The sequence below is a fragment of the Lampropedia puyangensis genome (genome assembly GCF_004833285.1).
GTDB classification, from domain to species: domain Bacteria; phylum Pseudomonadota; class Gammaproteobacteria; order Burkholderiales; family Burkholderiaceae_C; genus Lampropedia; species Lampropedia puyangensis.
This window is the reverse complement of the sequence record NZ_STFG01000003.1, coordinates 105,583-121,684: the sequence shown is the minus strand read 5'-3', so window position 1 is coordinate 121,684 and position 16,102 is coordinate 105,583. Positions and strand designations below refer to the sequence as shown.

Annotated in this window: 12 protein-coding genes and 1 riboswitch; of the genes, 8 read left to right on the top strand and 4 right to left on the bottom strand. The window is 55.8% G+C overall.

Going from position 1 to position 16,102, the window contains the following annotated elements:
* The first annotated feature begins 144 nt into the window (after positions 1-144).
* The 3 genes from E9531_RS04810 (at position 145) to E9531_RS04800 (ending at position 4,255) form a co-directional block, all read left to right on the top strand.
* Positions 145-1,344, top strand: coding sequence for an ABC transporter ATP-binding protein (locus E9531_RS04810; RefSeq protein WP_136572614.1), 1,200 nt, complete (start codon positions 145-147; stop codon positions 1,342-1,344).
* Between the two features lie 134 nt (positions 1,345-1,478).
* Positions 1,479-2,456: an ABC transporter substrate-binding protein gene (locus E9531_RS04805; protein WP_136572613.1), complete on the top strand. Its 978-nt coding sequence runs from the start codon at positions 1,479-1,481 to the stop codon at positions 2,454-2,456.
* A gap of 128 nt (positions 2,457-2,584) precedes the next feature.
* Positions 2,585-4,255, top strand: coding sequence for an ABC transporter permease (locus E9531_RS04800; RefSeq protein ID WP_136572612.1), 1,671 nt, complete (start codon positions 2,585-2,587; stop codon positions 4,253-4,255).
* A gap of 219 nt (positions 4,256-4,474) precedes the next feature.
* Here the strand turns inward: E9531_RS04800 and E9531_RS04795 are convergent, their stop codons facing one another.
* Genes E9531_RS04795 through E9531_RS04785 form a run of 3 tightly spaced genes read right to left on the bottom strand, consistent with a single transcriptional unit; the run spans position 4,475 to position 7,664 of the window.
* Positions 4,475-5,452, bottom strand: coding sequence for a Bug family tripartite tricarboxylate transporter substrate binding protein (locus tag E9531_RS04795; protein WP_136572611.1), 978 nt, complete (start codon positions 5,450-5,452; stop codon positions 4,475-4,477).
* Between the two features lie 35 nt (positions 5,453-5,487).
* The gene (locus E9531_RS04790; protein WP_136572610.1) at positions 5,488-6,459 is read right to left on the bottom strand and encodes a hydroxymethylglutaryl-CoA lyase; all 972 of its coding nucleotides are present in this window, start codon (positions 6,457-6,459) and stop codon (positions 5,488-5,490) included.
* Positions 6,456-7,664 (bottom strand): CaiB/BaiF CoA transferase family protein, encoded by a 1,209-nt coding sequence (locus E9531_RS04785; RefSeq protein ID WP_136572609.1) that lies wholly within the window; start codon positions 7,662-7,664, stop codon positions 6,456-6,458. The genes E9531_RS04790 and E9531_RS04785 overlap by 4 nt, the downstream gene beginning before the upstream one ends.
* Before the next feature lie 216 nt (positions 7,665-7,880).
* On the opposite strand from E9531_RS04785, the gene E9531_RS04780 reads away from it, so the two are divergent.
* Positions 7,881-8,765: a LysR family transcriptional regulator gene (locus E9531_RS04780; protein WP_136572608.1), complete on the top strand. Its 885-nt coding sequence runs from the start codon at positions 7,881-7,883 to the stop codon at positions 8,763-8,765.
* Between the two features lie 85 nt (positions 8,766-8,850).
* On the opposite strand, the gene E9531_RS04775 is transcribed toward E9531_RS04780, so the two are convergent.
* Entirely contained in the window at positions 8,851-9,309 is a 459-nt protein-coding gene (locus tag E9531_RS04775; protein WP_136572607.1) for a CYTH domain-containing protein, read from the bottom strand.
* Positions 9,310-9,824: 515 nt separating this feature from the next.
* Between E9531_RS04775 and E9531_RS04770 the strand changes: the two genes are divergently transcribed.
* The 4 genes from E9531_RS04770 (at position 9,825) to E9531_RS04755 (ending at position 16,052) form a co-directional block, all read left to right on the top strand.
* Positions 9,825-10,661, top strand: a complete 837-nt coding sequence (locus E9531_RS04770; RefSeq protein WP_136572606.1) for a MetQ/NlpA family ABC transporter substrate-binding protein — start codon at positions 9,825-9,827, stop codon at positions 10,659-10,661.
* Positions 10,662-10,933: 272 nt separating this feature from the next.
* A complete protein-coding gene (locus E9531_RS04765) occupies positions 10,934-11,923 on the top strand; it encodes a ThuA domain-containing protein (RefSeq protein ID WP_136572605.1) in 990 nt (329 codons plus the stop codon).
* 257 nt (positions 11,924-12,180) lie between these two features.
* Positions 12,181-14,343 carry an outer membrane protein assembly factor BamB family protein gene (locus E9531_RS04760; RefSeq protein WP_244609986.1) on the top strand — a complete coding sequence of 721 codons (2,163 nt, stop codon included), beginning with the start codon at positions 12,181-12,183 and terminating at the stop codon, positions 14,341-14,343.
* 29 nt (positions 14,344-14,372) lie between these two features.
* Positions 14,373-14,509: riboswitch (TPP riboswitch) on the top strand.
* Between the two features lie 82 nt (positions 14,510-14,591).
* Positions 14,592-16,052 carry a sodium:solute symporter family transporter gene (locus E9531_RS04755; protein WP_136572603.1) on the top strand — a complete coding sequence of 487 codons (1,461 nt, stop codon included), beginning with the start codon at positions 14,592-14,594 and terminating at the stop codon, positions 16,050-16,052.
* Positions 16,053-16,102: the final 50 nt, after the last annotated feature.

Here is a 16,102-nt window from a genome sequence, read left to right as displayed (position 1 = left end):
TCCAGTATCGTTTTTGTTGTGGTTTTCCAAGCCTGCACAGCCTATGGCGTGCAGGCTTTTTTGTTTTTGTATGGGCCAGAACTATTGGCTTGACGGATCGGGTGTCACGAAATTGCAATATGGTCGACGTAGCATGCAGCCACCATGCAAAACCCGCCCGTGTTCACTCCCAGCGCCACTTCGGCGTTTTCTTCTTCTCAAGACCACACTGCACCAGTGCAAGGCGCATCCATTGAGGTGCACGCTTTGCAGCGGCAATTTGGCAGCTTCCAAGCGTTGCGCCAGATTGATTTCACATTGCCTGCAGGGCGTGTACTGGCGTTGTTAGGCCCCTCGGGCTGCGGTAAGTCGACGCTGCTTAAATTGTTGGCCGGGCTCGATCGGCCCAGCAGTGGTTCTATCGCTTTTGCTGGCCGAGTCGTGGCAGATGCGGCTACTTTTGTGGCACCCCAGCAGCGCAAACTGGGGATGGTGTTTCAAGACTATGCGCTGTGGCCGCACATGAGCGTTGGGGGTAATGTGGGGTTTGCGCTGCGCATGCAAGGAGTGCGCGGGCATGCGCTGCAGGAACGGGTAGACCGTGTGCTGCAACAAGTCGGGCTTGCGGATATGGCCAGTCGCTCGCCGAGCGCATTGTCCGGTGGGCAGCAACAGCGTGTGGCCCTGGCTCGGGCGATTGTGGCGCAGCCTTCGGTGCTGTTGTTTGATGAGCCGCTTTCCAATCTCGATCGTGATTTGCGTGAGTCACTGTGTGGCGAAATGCGCCAGTTGCTGCGCGACATGGGGACTACAGCGGTGTATGTGACGCACGACCATGAAGAGGCTTGCCTGATTGCCGACGAGGTGGCTGTGATGTTTCAGGGGGAAATTGCGCAACGCTGCAGCCCTCAACAGTTATGGGGTGCGCCAGCGACAGTGCAGGTCGCCCGTTTTCTGAAATTGGGCGCCTTGTTGCCCGCGTGGAGCGATGGCCACACGATAGGTCTGGCCCAGCAGCACGATGTGCAGGTATTGGCGTCGTTGCCTGCTCAGCATATCAACCACACTGGTACGGTTCAGGCCGGTGTGCAGCGGATGATGGGGCATTTGTTGGTGCCTGATGATGCCGTCACCCTCAAACCTGCACCAACAGCAGAAGAAGTGCGGGCAGGGGTGTTGAGCGCGCAAGTCGTTGAGCAGCACTACACCAGCGGCCGTTACAAAACCCGCCTGCAGTTGTGCGGTGCAGATCAGGCGCATGACGTGCATGCCTGGACGCGTGAGCGATTGCCCGTGCGCGAGGGCCACGTTGCGCTGCAGCTGGATATGGCGCAACTGCGTTGGTTTGCCAGTCAGACCACATGAATTTTCTTTTGTAAGCCCTTTCTTTTTGCAAGCCACGCCGCAGGCGAGTGCTATGCATGCGTGTGAACGCCATAGGGGCGCTGCACGGTTTATTTTTTTCCAACCAACAGGTCTATAGGCCATCAGGAATGTTTATGCAAATCACCGTCTCCACGTTGACTGTTCTGGCGCGCGGCATGTTAGCCGCTGGTTTGTGCGCAGTAGCAGGCAGCAGCTTCGCTTTGACTGTCTATACCGCAGGTCCAGAAGGATTGATGAAAAAACTGGCAGCAGGGTATGAGGCACAAACCGGCGTGAAAGTCGACTACTTCCAAGGCACCACCGGTAAAGTGATGGCGCGCTTGGAGGCAGAGGCCGCCAACCCGCAGGCAGATGTGCTGATTTCTGCGTCATGGGACAGTGCCATGGATTTGGACAAGCGTGGCTGGTTGCTCGCGTACGAGAGTCCCAATGCGGCGCAAGTGCCTGCGCAATACAAGTCGGCCACTTATGTGGCACAGGGCTTATCTGCGTTGGCTATTGCATGGAATCCATCCAGCAATACACCACGACCAACTGATTGGTCAGACTTGGCCAAGGCGCCCTTCAGCAATCTGGTGAATATGCCCGATCCCGCCCAATCTGGCACCGCGCTGGAGTTGCTCTCCGGTCTGGAGGCAGCCAACGGCCCAGCGGCATGGACGTTGTTTGACGCACTGAAAGCCAATGGCATGAACTTGGCGGGCGCCAATGCGCAGGCTTTGAATCCGGTATTACAGGGCGCTAAAGCGGCTGTGTTTGGTGCAGTGGACTACATCACTTATGGCGCGCAAGCCAAGGGTGAAAAAGTGGACATCATTTTCCCTAGCAGTGGCACGGTGGTGGCGGCCCGCCCGATGATGGTGCTCAAGAGCAGCAAGAATCCCGATGACGCCAAGAAATTCATCGACTACGTGCTCTCCGATGAAGGGCAACAAGCGGTCGCTCAAACGTATCTGATCCCAGCACGCAGCGATGTGCAGGCCAAGCGCCCCAAACTGGCAGAAATCAAAGCATTGCCTGATGCCACTGAGGCTGAACGTGCTGGCCGCGAAGCCTTGCTCAAGCGCTTCTCGGAGTTGTTTGGGCGTTGATATCCTTGCGCTTGTTGCTAATAAGCGAATAAGCGCGTTGGAGTCGTTCTGAGACAAGACCTGCTGCGCTGCTGGCGCGTGGCAGGTCTTGGTGCAGTTTGAATGTGGTGTGCTCACGGTTTTGATTGATGCAGTCTTCTCGTTTTTTAGTCCCATTGTGTGGCGCCGTACTGGCTTTATTGGTGGGCATTCCACTGCTGTTCATCGTGTTGCAGGCCATTTTTCCGCATTTGGCCCAGGGCTCGCTGGCGGCGCCTTTGTCGCACCTGCAGGCAACCTTGGGCGATGCAGTGTTGCTCAAACTCACGGCAAATACCGTGGCGTTGGGTCTCGCAGTGGTGGTGGTATGCGCCTTAATTGGCGTGCCATTGGGCGTGCTGCGCGGTTTGTTTGATGTTCCTTTTGCGCGGTTTTGGGACGTGGTGCTGTTGGTGCCCTTCATGGTGCCGCCGTATATTGCTGCTATGGGGTGGATTTTGCTGCTGCAGCCGGGAGGCTACTTGCAGCAACTCACAGGCATACATATGGCGGGGCTGCTGTTTTCCTTTGCTGGCGTAGTACTGGTGATGGCGCTGAACCTGTTTTCTGCTGTGTATTTTGCGGTTTCGCGTGCGGTGCAAAGCAATGGTTCTCGCTTGGCAGAAGTGGCCAATATTTTTGGTGCCAGCCATTGGCAAGCATTCTGGCGGGTGGTTTTACCGTTGGTTTTACCCGCTTTGGCGGCCAGCTTGCTGTTGGTGTTTGCGTCCAGCATTGAAGAGTACGGAACGCCTGCAGTGTTGGCCTCGAATGCAGGTTTTTTTGTGCTGGTTACAGGAATTGAACAGCGTTTTTCCGATTGGCCTATTGACTTGCCAGGGGCAGCCATGCTGTCCATTGTCTTGATGGTATTGGCCTTGAGCGCATGGTTTGCCCAGCGTTGGGTCACCGCTGGGCGGGATTACGCAACCAACACAGGTAAGCCCAATGCGACATCGCCACGAACGCTTGGCGTGTGGCGCCTGCCAGTGTGTATTGTGTTTGCTGCGGTGACCTTGCTGGCCACTATGGCGCCTTTGTTTGCGGTAGCGGCAACGGCATTGACGGGGACGCTCTCGGGCGGGCTGCGTTGGGAAAACCTGTCGCTGCGGCATTTTGCAGGCTTATTTGAACAAGGCTCGCAAGCGCTGTCAGCGATGTCATTCAGTTTCAGCTTGGCTGCTGCTGCGGCCATCCTGACAGGCGTGTTAGGCACCTTGCTGGCCTATACCGTTTTGCGCACTCCAGGCCGAGCGGTGGCATGGCTGGATGGGGCGACGATGCTGCCCAATGCCATGCCTGGCATTGTGGTGGCTGTGGGGATGATTTTGGCTTGGAACCAGCCGTGGTTGCCTTTAACGCCTTACAACAGTTGGGTCATTTTGTTGATGGCTTATATGTGTTTGTTGCTGCCATACCCTTTGCGCTATGCCCATGCGGCCTTGCGCCAAATTGGCAGCAATCTGGAGGCCAGCGCTTTTGTGCATGGGGTTGGTTTCTCTCGCACGCTTTGGCACATCGTTTTGCCTTTGGTTGCGCCCGCAGTGGGGGCGGCCATGCTGCTGGTGTTTGCCATTGCTTCGCGGGAATTGGTCGCTTCCCTCTTGCTGGCGCCAACGGGCACACAAACCGTGTCGTTGTTCATTTGGCGCCAGTTTGACCAGGGCTCCATTGGTCAAGGCATGGCTATGAGCTTGATCACCATCGCCATGACGTGCATGTTGCTGGTGGCTGCCAATGGTTTGACCCGTTGGGCTAGATCGCGGGTGAATGCGTTTTAGAGCGACTAACACCACCCTTGATACGTCGAAAGCAAAACCGTGTCGTACTACTCGTACTGCCTGCAGTTTTGTGCCTAGTCTCAACCGCAAACCTTTGGTTTGCTGGGGTGTGTTAGCCGCTCTTAGTGTGCCGATGGGATTTATGCGGTGGATAACGGTATAAAAAAAACCTGCCTCGGTGCAAGGCAGGTTTGATGGTTTTTCGTGTTGCTACTGCATTTACTCGCTGCGGATGCCGGTGATTTTGACCATGTCGCCCCAGGCGGCATAGTCGGTGGCTACGCGTTGGCCAAAGGCGGCAGGCCCTTGGAAGTCGGCTGCAGCGCCTTGCTCGCTGGCGCTTTTGGCAAAGGCCGGATCGGCGGTGACTTTTTCGATTTCAGTCACCAACTTATCTACCACGGGCTGTGGCGTGCCTTTGGGAGCGAATACGCCAAACCAGGAGGTCGCATTCACGCCGGGGTAGCCTGCCTCAGCGGTGGTGGGCACATCGGGCAAGGCGGCCAGCCGGGTGGCGCCAGTCACCGCCAAAACTTTCAGGCGCTTGGCTTGGATGTGGGGAACAAAAGGTGGCGCAGTGCCAAAGGTCAGATCCACTTGGCTGCCCAACAAGTCTTGCAGGGCAGGGCCTGTGCCGCGGTAGGGCACGTGGGCCATCTGAATATGGGCCTGCTGCTCCAGTTGCACGCCAGTGACGTGTTGCAGTGAGCCGTTGCCTGAGGAGGCGTAGTTGAGTTTGCCGGGATTTTCTTTGGCATAGGCAATCAGCTCTGCCAGAGTATTCACGGGTAAATCACCACGCACCACGATGATTTGTGGGGCCGACAGCACATTGGCCACAGGCACAAAATCGTCTTGCTGCCATTGCTGCGTACTCACGACATGGGGCGAGATGACATGAAAGCCCGAATATTGCATCAGCAAGGTGTAGCCATCGGCGGTGGCACGTTTGACGACGTTGGCCGCAATGGCTCCATTGCCACCGGCTTTGTTGTCGACCACGACTGTTTGACCCAAGGCTGTTCCCAGCGGTTGGGACAGCATGCGCCCGGCAAGGTCGGTCGTGCCGCCAGCAGAGGCGGGAACGACCATGGTGATGGCTTTGTTGGGGTAATCGGTTTGGGCGTAGGTGGTGCTGGCCATCACGGCGAAGGTGGTGAGGGCTGCCGAGAGCAACAGGTTGCGGGAACGGATCATGCAATGTCTCCTTGAGTTTTTAACGAGAGGGGGGCTTACTTTTCAAGCGCGCGTTGGCGAATGTCTTCTAGGTTTTTTGGGGCGGGGTGCACCGTCCAGCTTGGGCCCGCCTTGACCAGTTGGCTTGGCAGTTCGTGGCCAATCAGTGCGGGCAGGCGTTGGGCAGTGGTCAGTAAAGCAGACAGGTCAATGCCTGTGGCGTAGCCCATCAGTTGCAAGGCATGTACGACCTCTTCGGTGCTGATGTTGCCGCTGGCGCCCGGTGCGTAGGGGCAGCCCCCCAAGCCGCCCAAGGCCGCATCGAAATGGCGCACCCCTGCATCGAGCCCCGCCAGAATATTGGCCAAGCCCATGCCGCGGGTGTTGTGAAAGTGCAGGGTGCATTCAGTTTCAGGCCAGCGAGCTCGGAAGGTGTTGGCCATGGCGTAGACCAAGCCGGGGTGCGCCATGCCGGTGGTGTCGCACAGGCTGATGCCTTGCACGCCCAGTGCGATAAAACGTTCGGCCCAATGCAGAGTCTGCTCCATGGGGACGTCTCCTTCCATGGGGCAGCCAAAGCTGCATGACAGCGACACATTGATGGGGGTGCAACTGCCCACTTGCGCAATGATGTGCTGCAGGGTGGCAAACGATTGTTCTTGCAACATCCGCAAGTTCGCCAGATTGTGCGTTTGCGTCACGGACATCACTAAATTCAACTCGTCGGCACCAGCCTCCAATGCACGCTCAGCCCCTTTGAGATTGGGGACCAGGGCGCTGTAAACGCAGTCAGCGTTCTTGGTAATGCCGGCAAACACGTCACTGGCATCGGCTAAAGACGGAATGGCCTTGGGTGAAACAAAGGCAGAGACTTCGATCTTCTTCAAGCCTGCTGCAGAGAGGGCATTGATGATGGCCACTTTCTCCTGCGTAGGTACAAACACAGGCTCAATTTGCAGGCCATCGCGCGGGCCCACTTCCTGGATATGCACTGCGCGGTCAGCGCCGTGCCAAAGCGATGAGGTCATTGCACCACTCCTTTGGCTTTGAGCGCTGCGAGCTGCTCGGCAGTGACGCCAATGTCGCGCAGGATGCTTTGCGTGTCGTCTCCCAGCTTAGGGGCGCTGGTGCGGATGGCTCCCGGCGTGGCCGAAAGTTTGGGCACGATGCCTGGCACCGTGAGGGTGTAGCCCTCGCGTGTGGTTTGCTGCAGCAGCATGTCGCGTGCTTGGTAATGCGGGTCTTCGACGATGTCTTTGGCGGTATACACCTTCCCTGCAGGCACACGCGCAGCCGTAAGCACTTGAAGCACCTCGGTAACGGTGCGTGAGCTAGTCCATTGGCCGATGGCACTATCGATATCCTGGACCCGTGCAACGCGGCCACTGTTGTGGGCAAGGTCGGGGTCTTCGCCAAGGTCTTCGCGGGCAATGGCCTTCATCAACCGTTTGAAAATGCTGTCGCCATTGCCCGCTACCAGCACCCAGCCATCGGTGCAAGGGTACGCGTTTGAAGGGGCGATGCCAGGCAATGCACTGCCTGCGGCTTCGCGAACGGCTCCAAAAGCGCTGTACTCGGGCACCAGGCTTTCCATGCAGTTGAAAACGGCTTCGTTCAGTGCTACATCAATCACTTGGCCTGGGCCACCATTGACTTTGTGGTGGTAAAGGGCAAGCAGTACACCAATCGTGCCGTGCAGTGCGGCGAGCGTATCGCCAATGGAGATGCCACAACGCACGGGCACGCGGCCGGGCTCACCGGTAAGCTGGCGCAAGCCCCCCATGGATTCACCAATCACCCCAAATCCGGGCAGGTCACGGTAAGGGCCCGTTTGCCCATAGCCGGAGATGCGCAGCATCACCAGCTTGGGGTTAATGGCCAGCAACTGTTCGGGGGCCATGCCCCAGCCTTCGAGCGTGCCGGGGCGGAAGTTCTCGATCAGCACGTCCGCTTCGGCAATCAATTGGCGGGCAAGGGCTTGGCCCTCTTCGGCGCGTAAATCCAGTGCGATGGAGCGTTTATTGCGTGACTGTACTTGCCACCATACAGAGGTGCCGTCTTTCATCATGCGCCAGTTGCGCAGTGGGTCGCCTGTCTCAGGTGGTTCGATTTTGATGATGTCGGCACCAAAATCGCCTAAGGTCTTACCGCAAAAAGGGCCTGCAATCAACTGCCCCATTTCCACTACCCGCAACCCTTGCAACACACTGCTGCGGGCTCCTTCATTGACCATATTGCTTGCTCCTGACGGTATTTGTCACGGCACACGGCTGCCTAAGCGATCAGGCTGGTGGTGTGCGCTATGTATGGGCGTCATCATCGCGGGAATGTGTTGGATGCCAAAGCGCTGTTGCATCAATATGCCATCGCGTTTTAGCATGGTGGATGCACTCTTAAGGGTTATTACTCATAAAATAGCGGGATTATTGTTTAATCAACGCGTTTTGCGATGAAGATTGATCCTATTTCTTTGCGTTTGTTTGTGGCTGCCATGGAAGAAAAAACCATTGCAGGTGCAGCGCAGCGGCAGTTCATTGCCGCTTCTGCGGCCAGTCGGCGTTTGGCTGAATTGGAGCAACATCTGCAGGTCAGCTTGTTTGCCCGCAGCAACAAGGGCATGACACCAACGCCTGCTGCCTATGCGCTACTGAGCTCGGCACGCACCGTGCTCAATGACCTCGACAGCATCGGCATGCAAATGCAGTCTTACCGCAGTGGCTCCCTTGGCCAGGTGCGTATTGCCGCCAATATTTCGGCCATCACCCAGTTTTTGCCCGCTGATCTGAAAAGTTTTTTGACTTTGCATCCAGGTGTGCAGGTGGAGTTGGATGAAAAAATCAGCTCGCAAGTGGCGCAATCGGTCATGTCGAATCAGGCAGATATCGGCATTCTCAATGCGGGCCAGTATGGTGAGGGACTGACTTTTTTGCCTTATCGGCGCGATGAATTGGTGCTGGTGGCGCCGCAAGACCACCCTTTGTGTGCGCAAGAGCGGGTGCGCATGGTACAGGCCTTGCAATACGATTTTGTGGGCGCGCACGTGGGCAGTGCCATCAATAACCAAATCCATTTAGCGGCCATGAGCATCAATATGCCACTGCGCATGCGTATCCATGTCACCAGCTTTGATGCGATGTGCATGATGGTGTCGGCAGGCCTTGGGGTGGGCATTTTGCCTAATGGCGCAGCGCGGGTGTATGTGAATGCATTAGGACTGCGCACGCTGGCGCTTGATGAAGCGTGGGCCAAGCGGCAGTTGATGCTGTGTTTGCGAGATGCGCCGGCACGCAGCAGTGCAACTGACTTGTTGATGGCGCATTTGACGCAGCGTTGAACGGATTAAGGCCGTGCTCTTATTCTGTCGAGCAACATGACACAGGAATTGCGGTGCTTGGAATGAAACCCGTGCACCATGGACTTCACCAGTGCGCGTAAGGCGATGTGGAAAGGTTGGCGTTGTAGTAGCGTGGATCGTGGGTGACTTCTTCGCCCAACCATTCTGGTTTGGCAAAAGACTCGTCTTCACTTTGCAGTTCAATCTCAGCGACAACCAGGCCTTGGTTCGCCCCTGCGAATACATCCACTTCCCATGTTTTGCCTTGGTATACCAGCGTATGGCGCACTTTGTCGATGACGCCGGCACCGCACAAGGCCAGCAAGGCCTGCGCATCGGCTAGTGGAATAGGGTATTCAAATTCCAGCCGTGTGGCCCCGTGCGTTGCGCCTTTGATGGTCAGGAATGCTTGCTCTGCGGCAATGCGTACCCGCACGGTGCGTTCTGGGGTGTGGCTGAGGTAGCCTTGCGAGAAGCGCACGCCAGGCGCGTTTCGAAAACCATCGCCTGTGACTAAAAATTTGCGCTCAATTTCAATTGCCATGAGGTGACTTTCATTCTGTTATCGGCATACGCCGCGGGGGCGATACTACATCGGGTGGTTTGGCTGAGGTGCTAAGAGCGACTAAAACAACCCTTGATACGTCGAAAGCAAAACCTTGTCGTACTACTCGTACTGCCTGCGGTTTTGCGTCTAGTCTCAACCGCAAACCTTTGGTTTGCTGGGTTGTGTTAGCCACTCTAAACGCTGCTTGTGTTTTGGCATGGAAGACATGGTTGCCTTAAATTTAAGCAAGGCACCTGCCTTCATAGGGCCATCCCAGTGAAGCTGACAACTTATCCACAGATTTTTCCACTTCCGCTGGGGATGAATGCATACGCGTAACGCTTTCATGGCTGTTGCAGTGCTTGCGTGGTTTTGCATGCGCCCTCTTTACAATGGCGCGCGGCAAGGCTGTGTGCTTTGCCGTGCGCCGTGTCGCCGCAGCCACCGCATCTGTTCGGACGCAGCCAGCAGCACATGACTACCAGAGACTTCGATTGGAAAGTGAGAAAAGTATGCGTTTGACAACCCTTGTGCGTTGGGGCATTTTGGCATTGGGCAGCAGTATGTTGGTTTTAAGTGCGCAGGCCCAAAATGCCGCTGAGAAAGAAAAGCCAGCAGCATTGAAATTGGGGGTGATTCCCGTAGCAGCCAACGCTGCAACCGAATTGGCTATTCAAAAGGCCAAGGAGCAGGGGCTTGAGGTTGAGCTGGTGGAGTTCAGTGATTGGGTCGTGCCCAATACCGCGGTGGTGGATGGCGCGGTGGATTTCAATTTTTTCCAGCATGAGCCGTTTATGAACCAGTTCAATCGCAATCAAGGGGCCAAGCTGGTCGCAATTGATTATGGTTATTCAACGACGATGGGCATTTATTCCAAGAAGCTCAAGCAAGGAGATGCTATCCCTGAGCGCGCCAAAATAGCGATCCCCTCTGACCCCGTGAACACTGCGCGAGCTTTGCTGCTGCTGCAAACAGCAGGCTTGATTGCCCTCAAACCCGGGGTAACCTCAGAAGCCACGCTGGACGATATTGTGCAAAACCCCAAGCACATTGACATCATCCAAATAGATGGCGCCCATTCCGCACGCTCATTTGATGATGTGACTGCTTCAGTGACGTACGCCGCTTTTGCCAAACAAGCCGGTATTGCTGAAACCGATGGATTGCTGTTTGACAATACCGACCCTGAAAACATCCGCCGCTACGCGATTCGCTTTGTGACGCTGCCGGAGCGGGCGAAAGATGCGCGTATTGGGCAGTTCATTCAGATTTACCAGAACACACCTGAAGTGCAGGCGATTCTGAAAAAACACTATGGCGCGTTGATTGATTTTGCATGGAAACAGTAAGGTCAGGCAGGTGAATGCACCTGCGTTATGCCACTGCTCAAGCCCTCGTTACAGAGGGCTTTTTTATGGCTTGGACTGGTGCTTGGGTGGGATGGTGCACTGCTTGTATTGGAATTTTCATAAGGGAAAAGGCCTGTTACAAATTATTATGGAAGGGAAATCCATTATGGAAACATTTTCCATTTAATCATTTGTTTTGCTACGATGCCGACTGTTGCCGTTGCGCCCTGCACGGTCCACACCGTTCCAACTTGAATCAGGAGACACCAGTTATGAAAGCATTTCGCAAGTTAAAGCCTTGGCTGCCCGCAGTCCTCATGGGAATGGCGCTGTATGGGTGTGGAGGCAGCGACAGCAATGGCGTTGATCCCACCACGCCAGGTGAGGAGCCCGGTCAAGAGGCTGAGCTCACTATTGACCCTTACTACAACGTATGCCGCGGTGTTGATGCGCGCTGCTACAACAATTGGGGCGCATTTGATTCGGTGGCTGATACGGTGCTGGTGTATTCGCGCACAGCGGGCCCGCGCCACGCTAACTTGGGTAGCCCGATGGGACCAGGGCTGAATCCGGAGATGAATGCAGACAACCGCATGCAGGCAGGGTTGGTGAGAATGCTCGAAGAAGCAGGCATCAAGGCCGATTGGACTGAAGATGTGTCCGTACTCTCGAGCCGTATCAACCGCTATAAAGCCGTGATTTTTGCCAGCAGCAATCGAGACACGCTGTGGGATGCCAGCGTCAATTCCAGTAACGATGCGTCCCGCACCGCATTGCGCAACTACATGCGCCGTGGTGGCGGTTTCGTGGGCTTGCACAACGCCTTTGGTGCGGAGTACAACTGGCCCTATTACGAAGGCTTGCTGGGCAATGCCAACTTCTACAACCATGGCCCTAACCGCAACGGTGATGTGCAAATCATTGCGCAAGATCCATCGACTGAAGGAATTGACGTGCGGTTTGCCTTTCAGGATGAGTGGTACAACCTGGCGCCATTTCCAACTAACGTGAAGTTTTTGGCGACCGTTGATACGGACACACTCAATCCTTTGACGGCTTCTCCACACCCAGGTCACCCAGGCTTTCATCCGGTGGCTTGGTGCCAGTACTACGACGGCGGACGTGCATGGCTGACCACATTGGGGCATAACTCCCATTCCTTTGATGCCAATTCGGAAGGCGTTGGTGCAGCGCAGTTCCAGAAACTGGTGATTCAAGGGGTTAAGTCTGCAATGGGCTTGACCGACTTCTGCACGCCTTAAGGCGGCACCAACGCTGGGCCGCGCAGGGCCAATCACGCCCCTGTGCACTGGTAGATACGGGGTCGTTTGGCCCTGTATCTCTACCGCATAGGCCTAGCAAACTGAATGCGCGCCTAGCCCTGCGGCTTTAGTGATGGCGTGCAGCAAAAGTACGCTGGCTTATCCCTTATGTCCTCTTCCTGACTCGCTTGGCGTTTGTCGGTCGTGCTGTCACGTGTGGACTCTTTGCGAATTCCCAAACTATGGAGACAAACCTTATGAAATACCCTGTTCACTTCAAACCCTTATTGCTTGCTGCCAGCATATGCAGCGCATTCGCTCTGACTGCATGCGGCAGTGATGCTGAGCACGGAACAGAAAAACCAAGCACTGGTGCGGTGGACTTGGCTGAATGCTGCACACCAGGCGATGCGAATTTCCCTAAAGTGGGGGGCAACCTGGGCAACCAAAATTACTCCACGCTTGCTGCGGTGACCAGTGCCAATGTGTCGCAATTGGGGGCCACGTGGTTGAATCGCATTGAGGGCGGTATCACGACTGGAACCAACCAAAGCACGCCAGTGGTGGTGGATGGGGTGATTTTTATTGAGTCAGCACTTGGTAATCTGATTGCAGTGGATGGCAAGACAGGGGTGACCAAGTGGCGTTGGGAGACCCCCCATGGCGTGATCACACGCCGTGGGGTTGCGGTAGCCAAAGACCTGGGCTTGGTGTACACCTTGGCGGGAGGCAACCGCTTGGTGGCGCTGGATATGGCCAGCGGGGCGGTCAAGTGGACCAAGCAATACCCTGGGCGTGATGAGGCAGGCTTTGTTGGTGGTGTTCAGAAGGTGGCTCTGGTGTACCACGACAAACGCTTGTATATCGGAACCAATGATGGCTCGCGCGGCGCGGCGTTTTCAGCCGATGCCGAAACCGGAGAAGTGTTGACAACGTTTTGGGGCGTGCCGGATATAGGTGAGCGTGGCGCTGATACTTGGGGTGATGCACCTATGGAAAAGCGCACGGGCGCAACGCCCTGGATTCATCCAGCGGTTGATCCTGAGCTTGGCATGGTGTATTGGACGTTTGGCAACGTGCGTGGAGGTTCCTCGCAAGATGGCTCCTCTCGCCCTGGCATGAACTTGTTTGCCAACTCCATCGTGGCGTTGGACTTGAAAACGGGCGAATACAAATGGCATTTCCAATCGGTTCACCACGACATTTGGGACATGGACAATGTGATGTCCCCCGTGTTGGCAGACGTGAAAATTGCGGGTGTAGACCGCAAAGTGGTCATTTATGGCAGCAAAACTGGCATGTTCTACATCCTTGATCGCAAAGATGGCAGCGCCCCTTTGGGCATCGATGAAGTGCCTGTTAAACAAGATGCACGCCAGGCGACCTGGCCAACGCAACCCATGCCACGCCAAGGTGCCTGGACGGAAACCTGTGTGGTCGATAGCCCTCTGGGCGGAGCAATTCCCGGCGCGCCCAACAGGGCCATCCCGAATTACAAGTTGGGCTGCCTGTTCGACCCGCATTGGGATGAACCGGTGCTCTCCTTCCCGGGCCATGGCGGTGGTGCGAATTGGGCTCACATGTCGTTCAGTCCAGACACCAGCCTGGTTTATACCGGCTACGGAAATGTTGGTGCGGCCCATTCATTGAGCGAGGCCAGCAATGGCTTGCGCCCACCGGGAACCTATATGACCGGGGGAGTCGTGGCGGTAGATGTCAAAACCAACATCGTCAAGTGGAATAAACCGCTGCCATATTCAGTGGCCCATGGCAATGGAATTTTGACGACGGCATCCAATTTACTGCTCATTGGCCAGCCAGATGGCAATTTACTGATCATGGATGCGCGAGACGGCAACGAACTCTGGCGCTTCCAGACGGGAGCTGCCATCAGCGCAAGCCCCATCACGTATGAGATTGATGGTGAGCAATACTTCGCCGCATATGCGGGCGGTACTTCCATTCCTTATGGGGACAGTGCGCCGCGTGGTGATTACTTGTGGGCGTTTAAAGTCGGCGGTCAATTGCCGCCAGCTGCAACACCTAAACCACCAGTTGTGCGGCGCCCGGTTTCAGGCAGTGCGGTTGATGGGGCTGCATTGCCAACACCCAATACGGTCTTTTTGGGGCGTGTGCAAAACCGTGACAACACACCGGGGGCAGAGGAATCCACCGCCGTCAATGCGATGACGCCAACTTGGATGCAAGTGCCGGTAAATACCACGGTCACCTTTACCAACCCAGAGGGCAATGCGAATATTCATTGCGCAAGCCAGTTCTTTGAAGGTGTGTTCAATTTCAAGCTGGCCCCGGGGGAATCTGCACAATACACATTTACACAGGCTGGTGAATACTTCTACAACGATTGCCATAGTCCTCGTCCAACCGGAAAAATTGTGGTCACCCAAGGCGCGAACTGACCGACTCACCTCGGTACCCCTATAATCGCAGCCGTTCCTAGGGGTGTCCTGTGACGTTGTCGTCCGTGGGCTGAGATGACGCTTAGTGCATTGTTGGTGCATTAAGCGGTAACCCTTCGAACCTGATCCGGGTCATGCCGGCGAAGGGAAGGAATCTGTAAGCGCGAATTGCGCCCATGCGTATGCACGCCATGTGCGCAGTTCATCTGCATGCACCTTTCCATGTTGTTTATTTGGAGACGTGTGCGATGCAGATTCATCCCCCCCTTAGTTTGCAATCCGGCCTTATCTGGCTGGTGCTGTTTGCTGCTGCTTTTGCACTGGCTGGCGTGTTCTATGCGCGGCGCCAGCGTGATGATTTGGAAACCTTCATTGTGGCGCGTGGCAGCCAAGGCTCCATTGCCACCACTGCTACGTTGATGGCTTCTGCATTAGGGGCGTGGATTTTGTTTTCACCACCGCAAGCGGCGACCTGGGGTGGTATTGCGGCTGTTGTTGGCTATGCCTTGGGATCGATGTCGCCGCGTTTGGCCATGATTCCTTTGGGGCAGCGCATGCGCGAACTGATTCCGCGCGGTCACTCGTTGACGGAATTTGTGATGGCCCGGTACGGCAAGCTCACCTATGGACTCACGCTGCTGATCATGCTTTTTTACATGTTCATTGCGATGACCGCAGAGATCACTGCCATGGCCTTGCTGATCACTTTGGTTGCACCAGTTCCGCTTTGGGTGACGGCTGCCATTGTGATGGGGTTTACCTTGATGTACACGGCCTATGGCGGTCTGCGGGCATCGATTTTTACCGATAAGGTTCAGATCGTGTTGATTGTGCCTTTGCTGTTGACTCTGATGGCCGTGGGATGGTGGGTAACTGGTGGTGTTGCCCCCGTAGTGGAGCGTCTGCAGCACACGGCGCCGCAATTGCTCGATTGGAGTAGTGTGACGGGCGTCAAGGCCGGGCTGACATTTTTTGTGGCTATTTTGCTGACGGAAATTTTCCACCAAGGCAATTGGCAACGGGTTTACGCTGCCCGCAACACCCGTGATATGCGGCGTGGTTTTTTACTTGGAGGGGTATTGGTGGGGCCATTCATTCTTGCCATGGGGTTGTTTGGCTTGGCTTTTATGGCATACACCCCTGAGGGCGATAGCTCTGTGGCCCTGTTTAATCTCATCATGCCGAGCCTGCCGGTATGGCTGGTGATTGCGTTAATTCCTTTGGGATTGGCGTTGGTGATGAGCAGTGCTGACACGGTCATCAGCGCTGTTTCAAGCATTGTGGCAGTTGACGTAGGCCGCTTGTACCCTCAAGTACCTACGGCAACTCTAATGCGGCTTGCGCGCTGGCTGATTGTGCTGCTGGCGATTCCAGTCATGGTGGTGGCAGCGCAAGGCTACAGCGTGCTTTACCTGTTTTTGCTGGCCGATTTGCTCTGCGCAGCAGCGGCGTTTCCTGTTTTCTTTGGCCTGTACAGCACTCGCCACGATGGTTTTGACGCGGCCTTGGCCGTGGTGTCTGGTTTGGCCGCAGGATTGTGGATGTTCCCAATGCCTGGAGCGCCAATGACCACTTTGCTTGAAGCATTTTTGCTTGCAGCTTTGGTCCCTGTGGCGGTGGTCGCGTTGCTGCAATTGGTACGCAGAAATCGCACTCCTTTTGTATTGGCCTCACTGGCATCGAGTGTCAGGCGATTGGATACCAAATAAGACTTGCCGTTGGCAATCAGCTATAGGCCTTGGCCGAAGGCGGCGGAGCA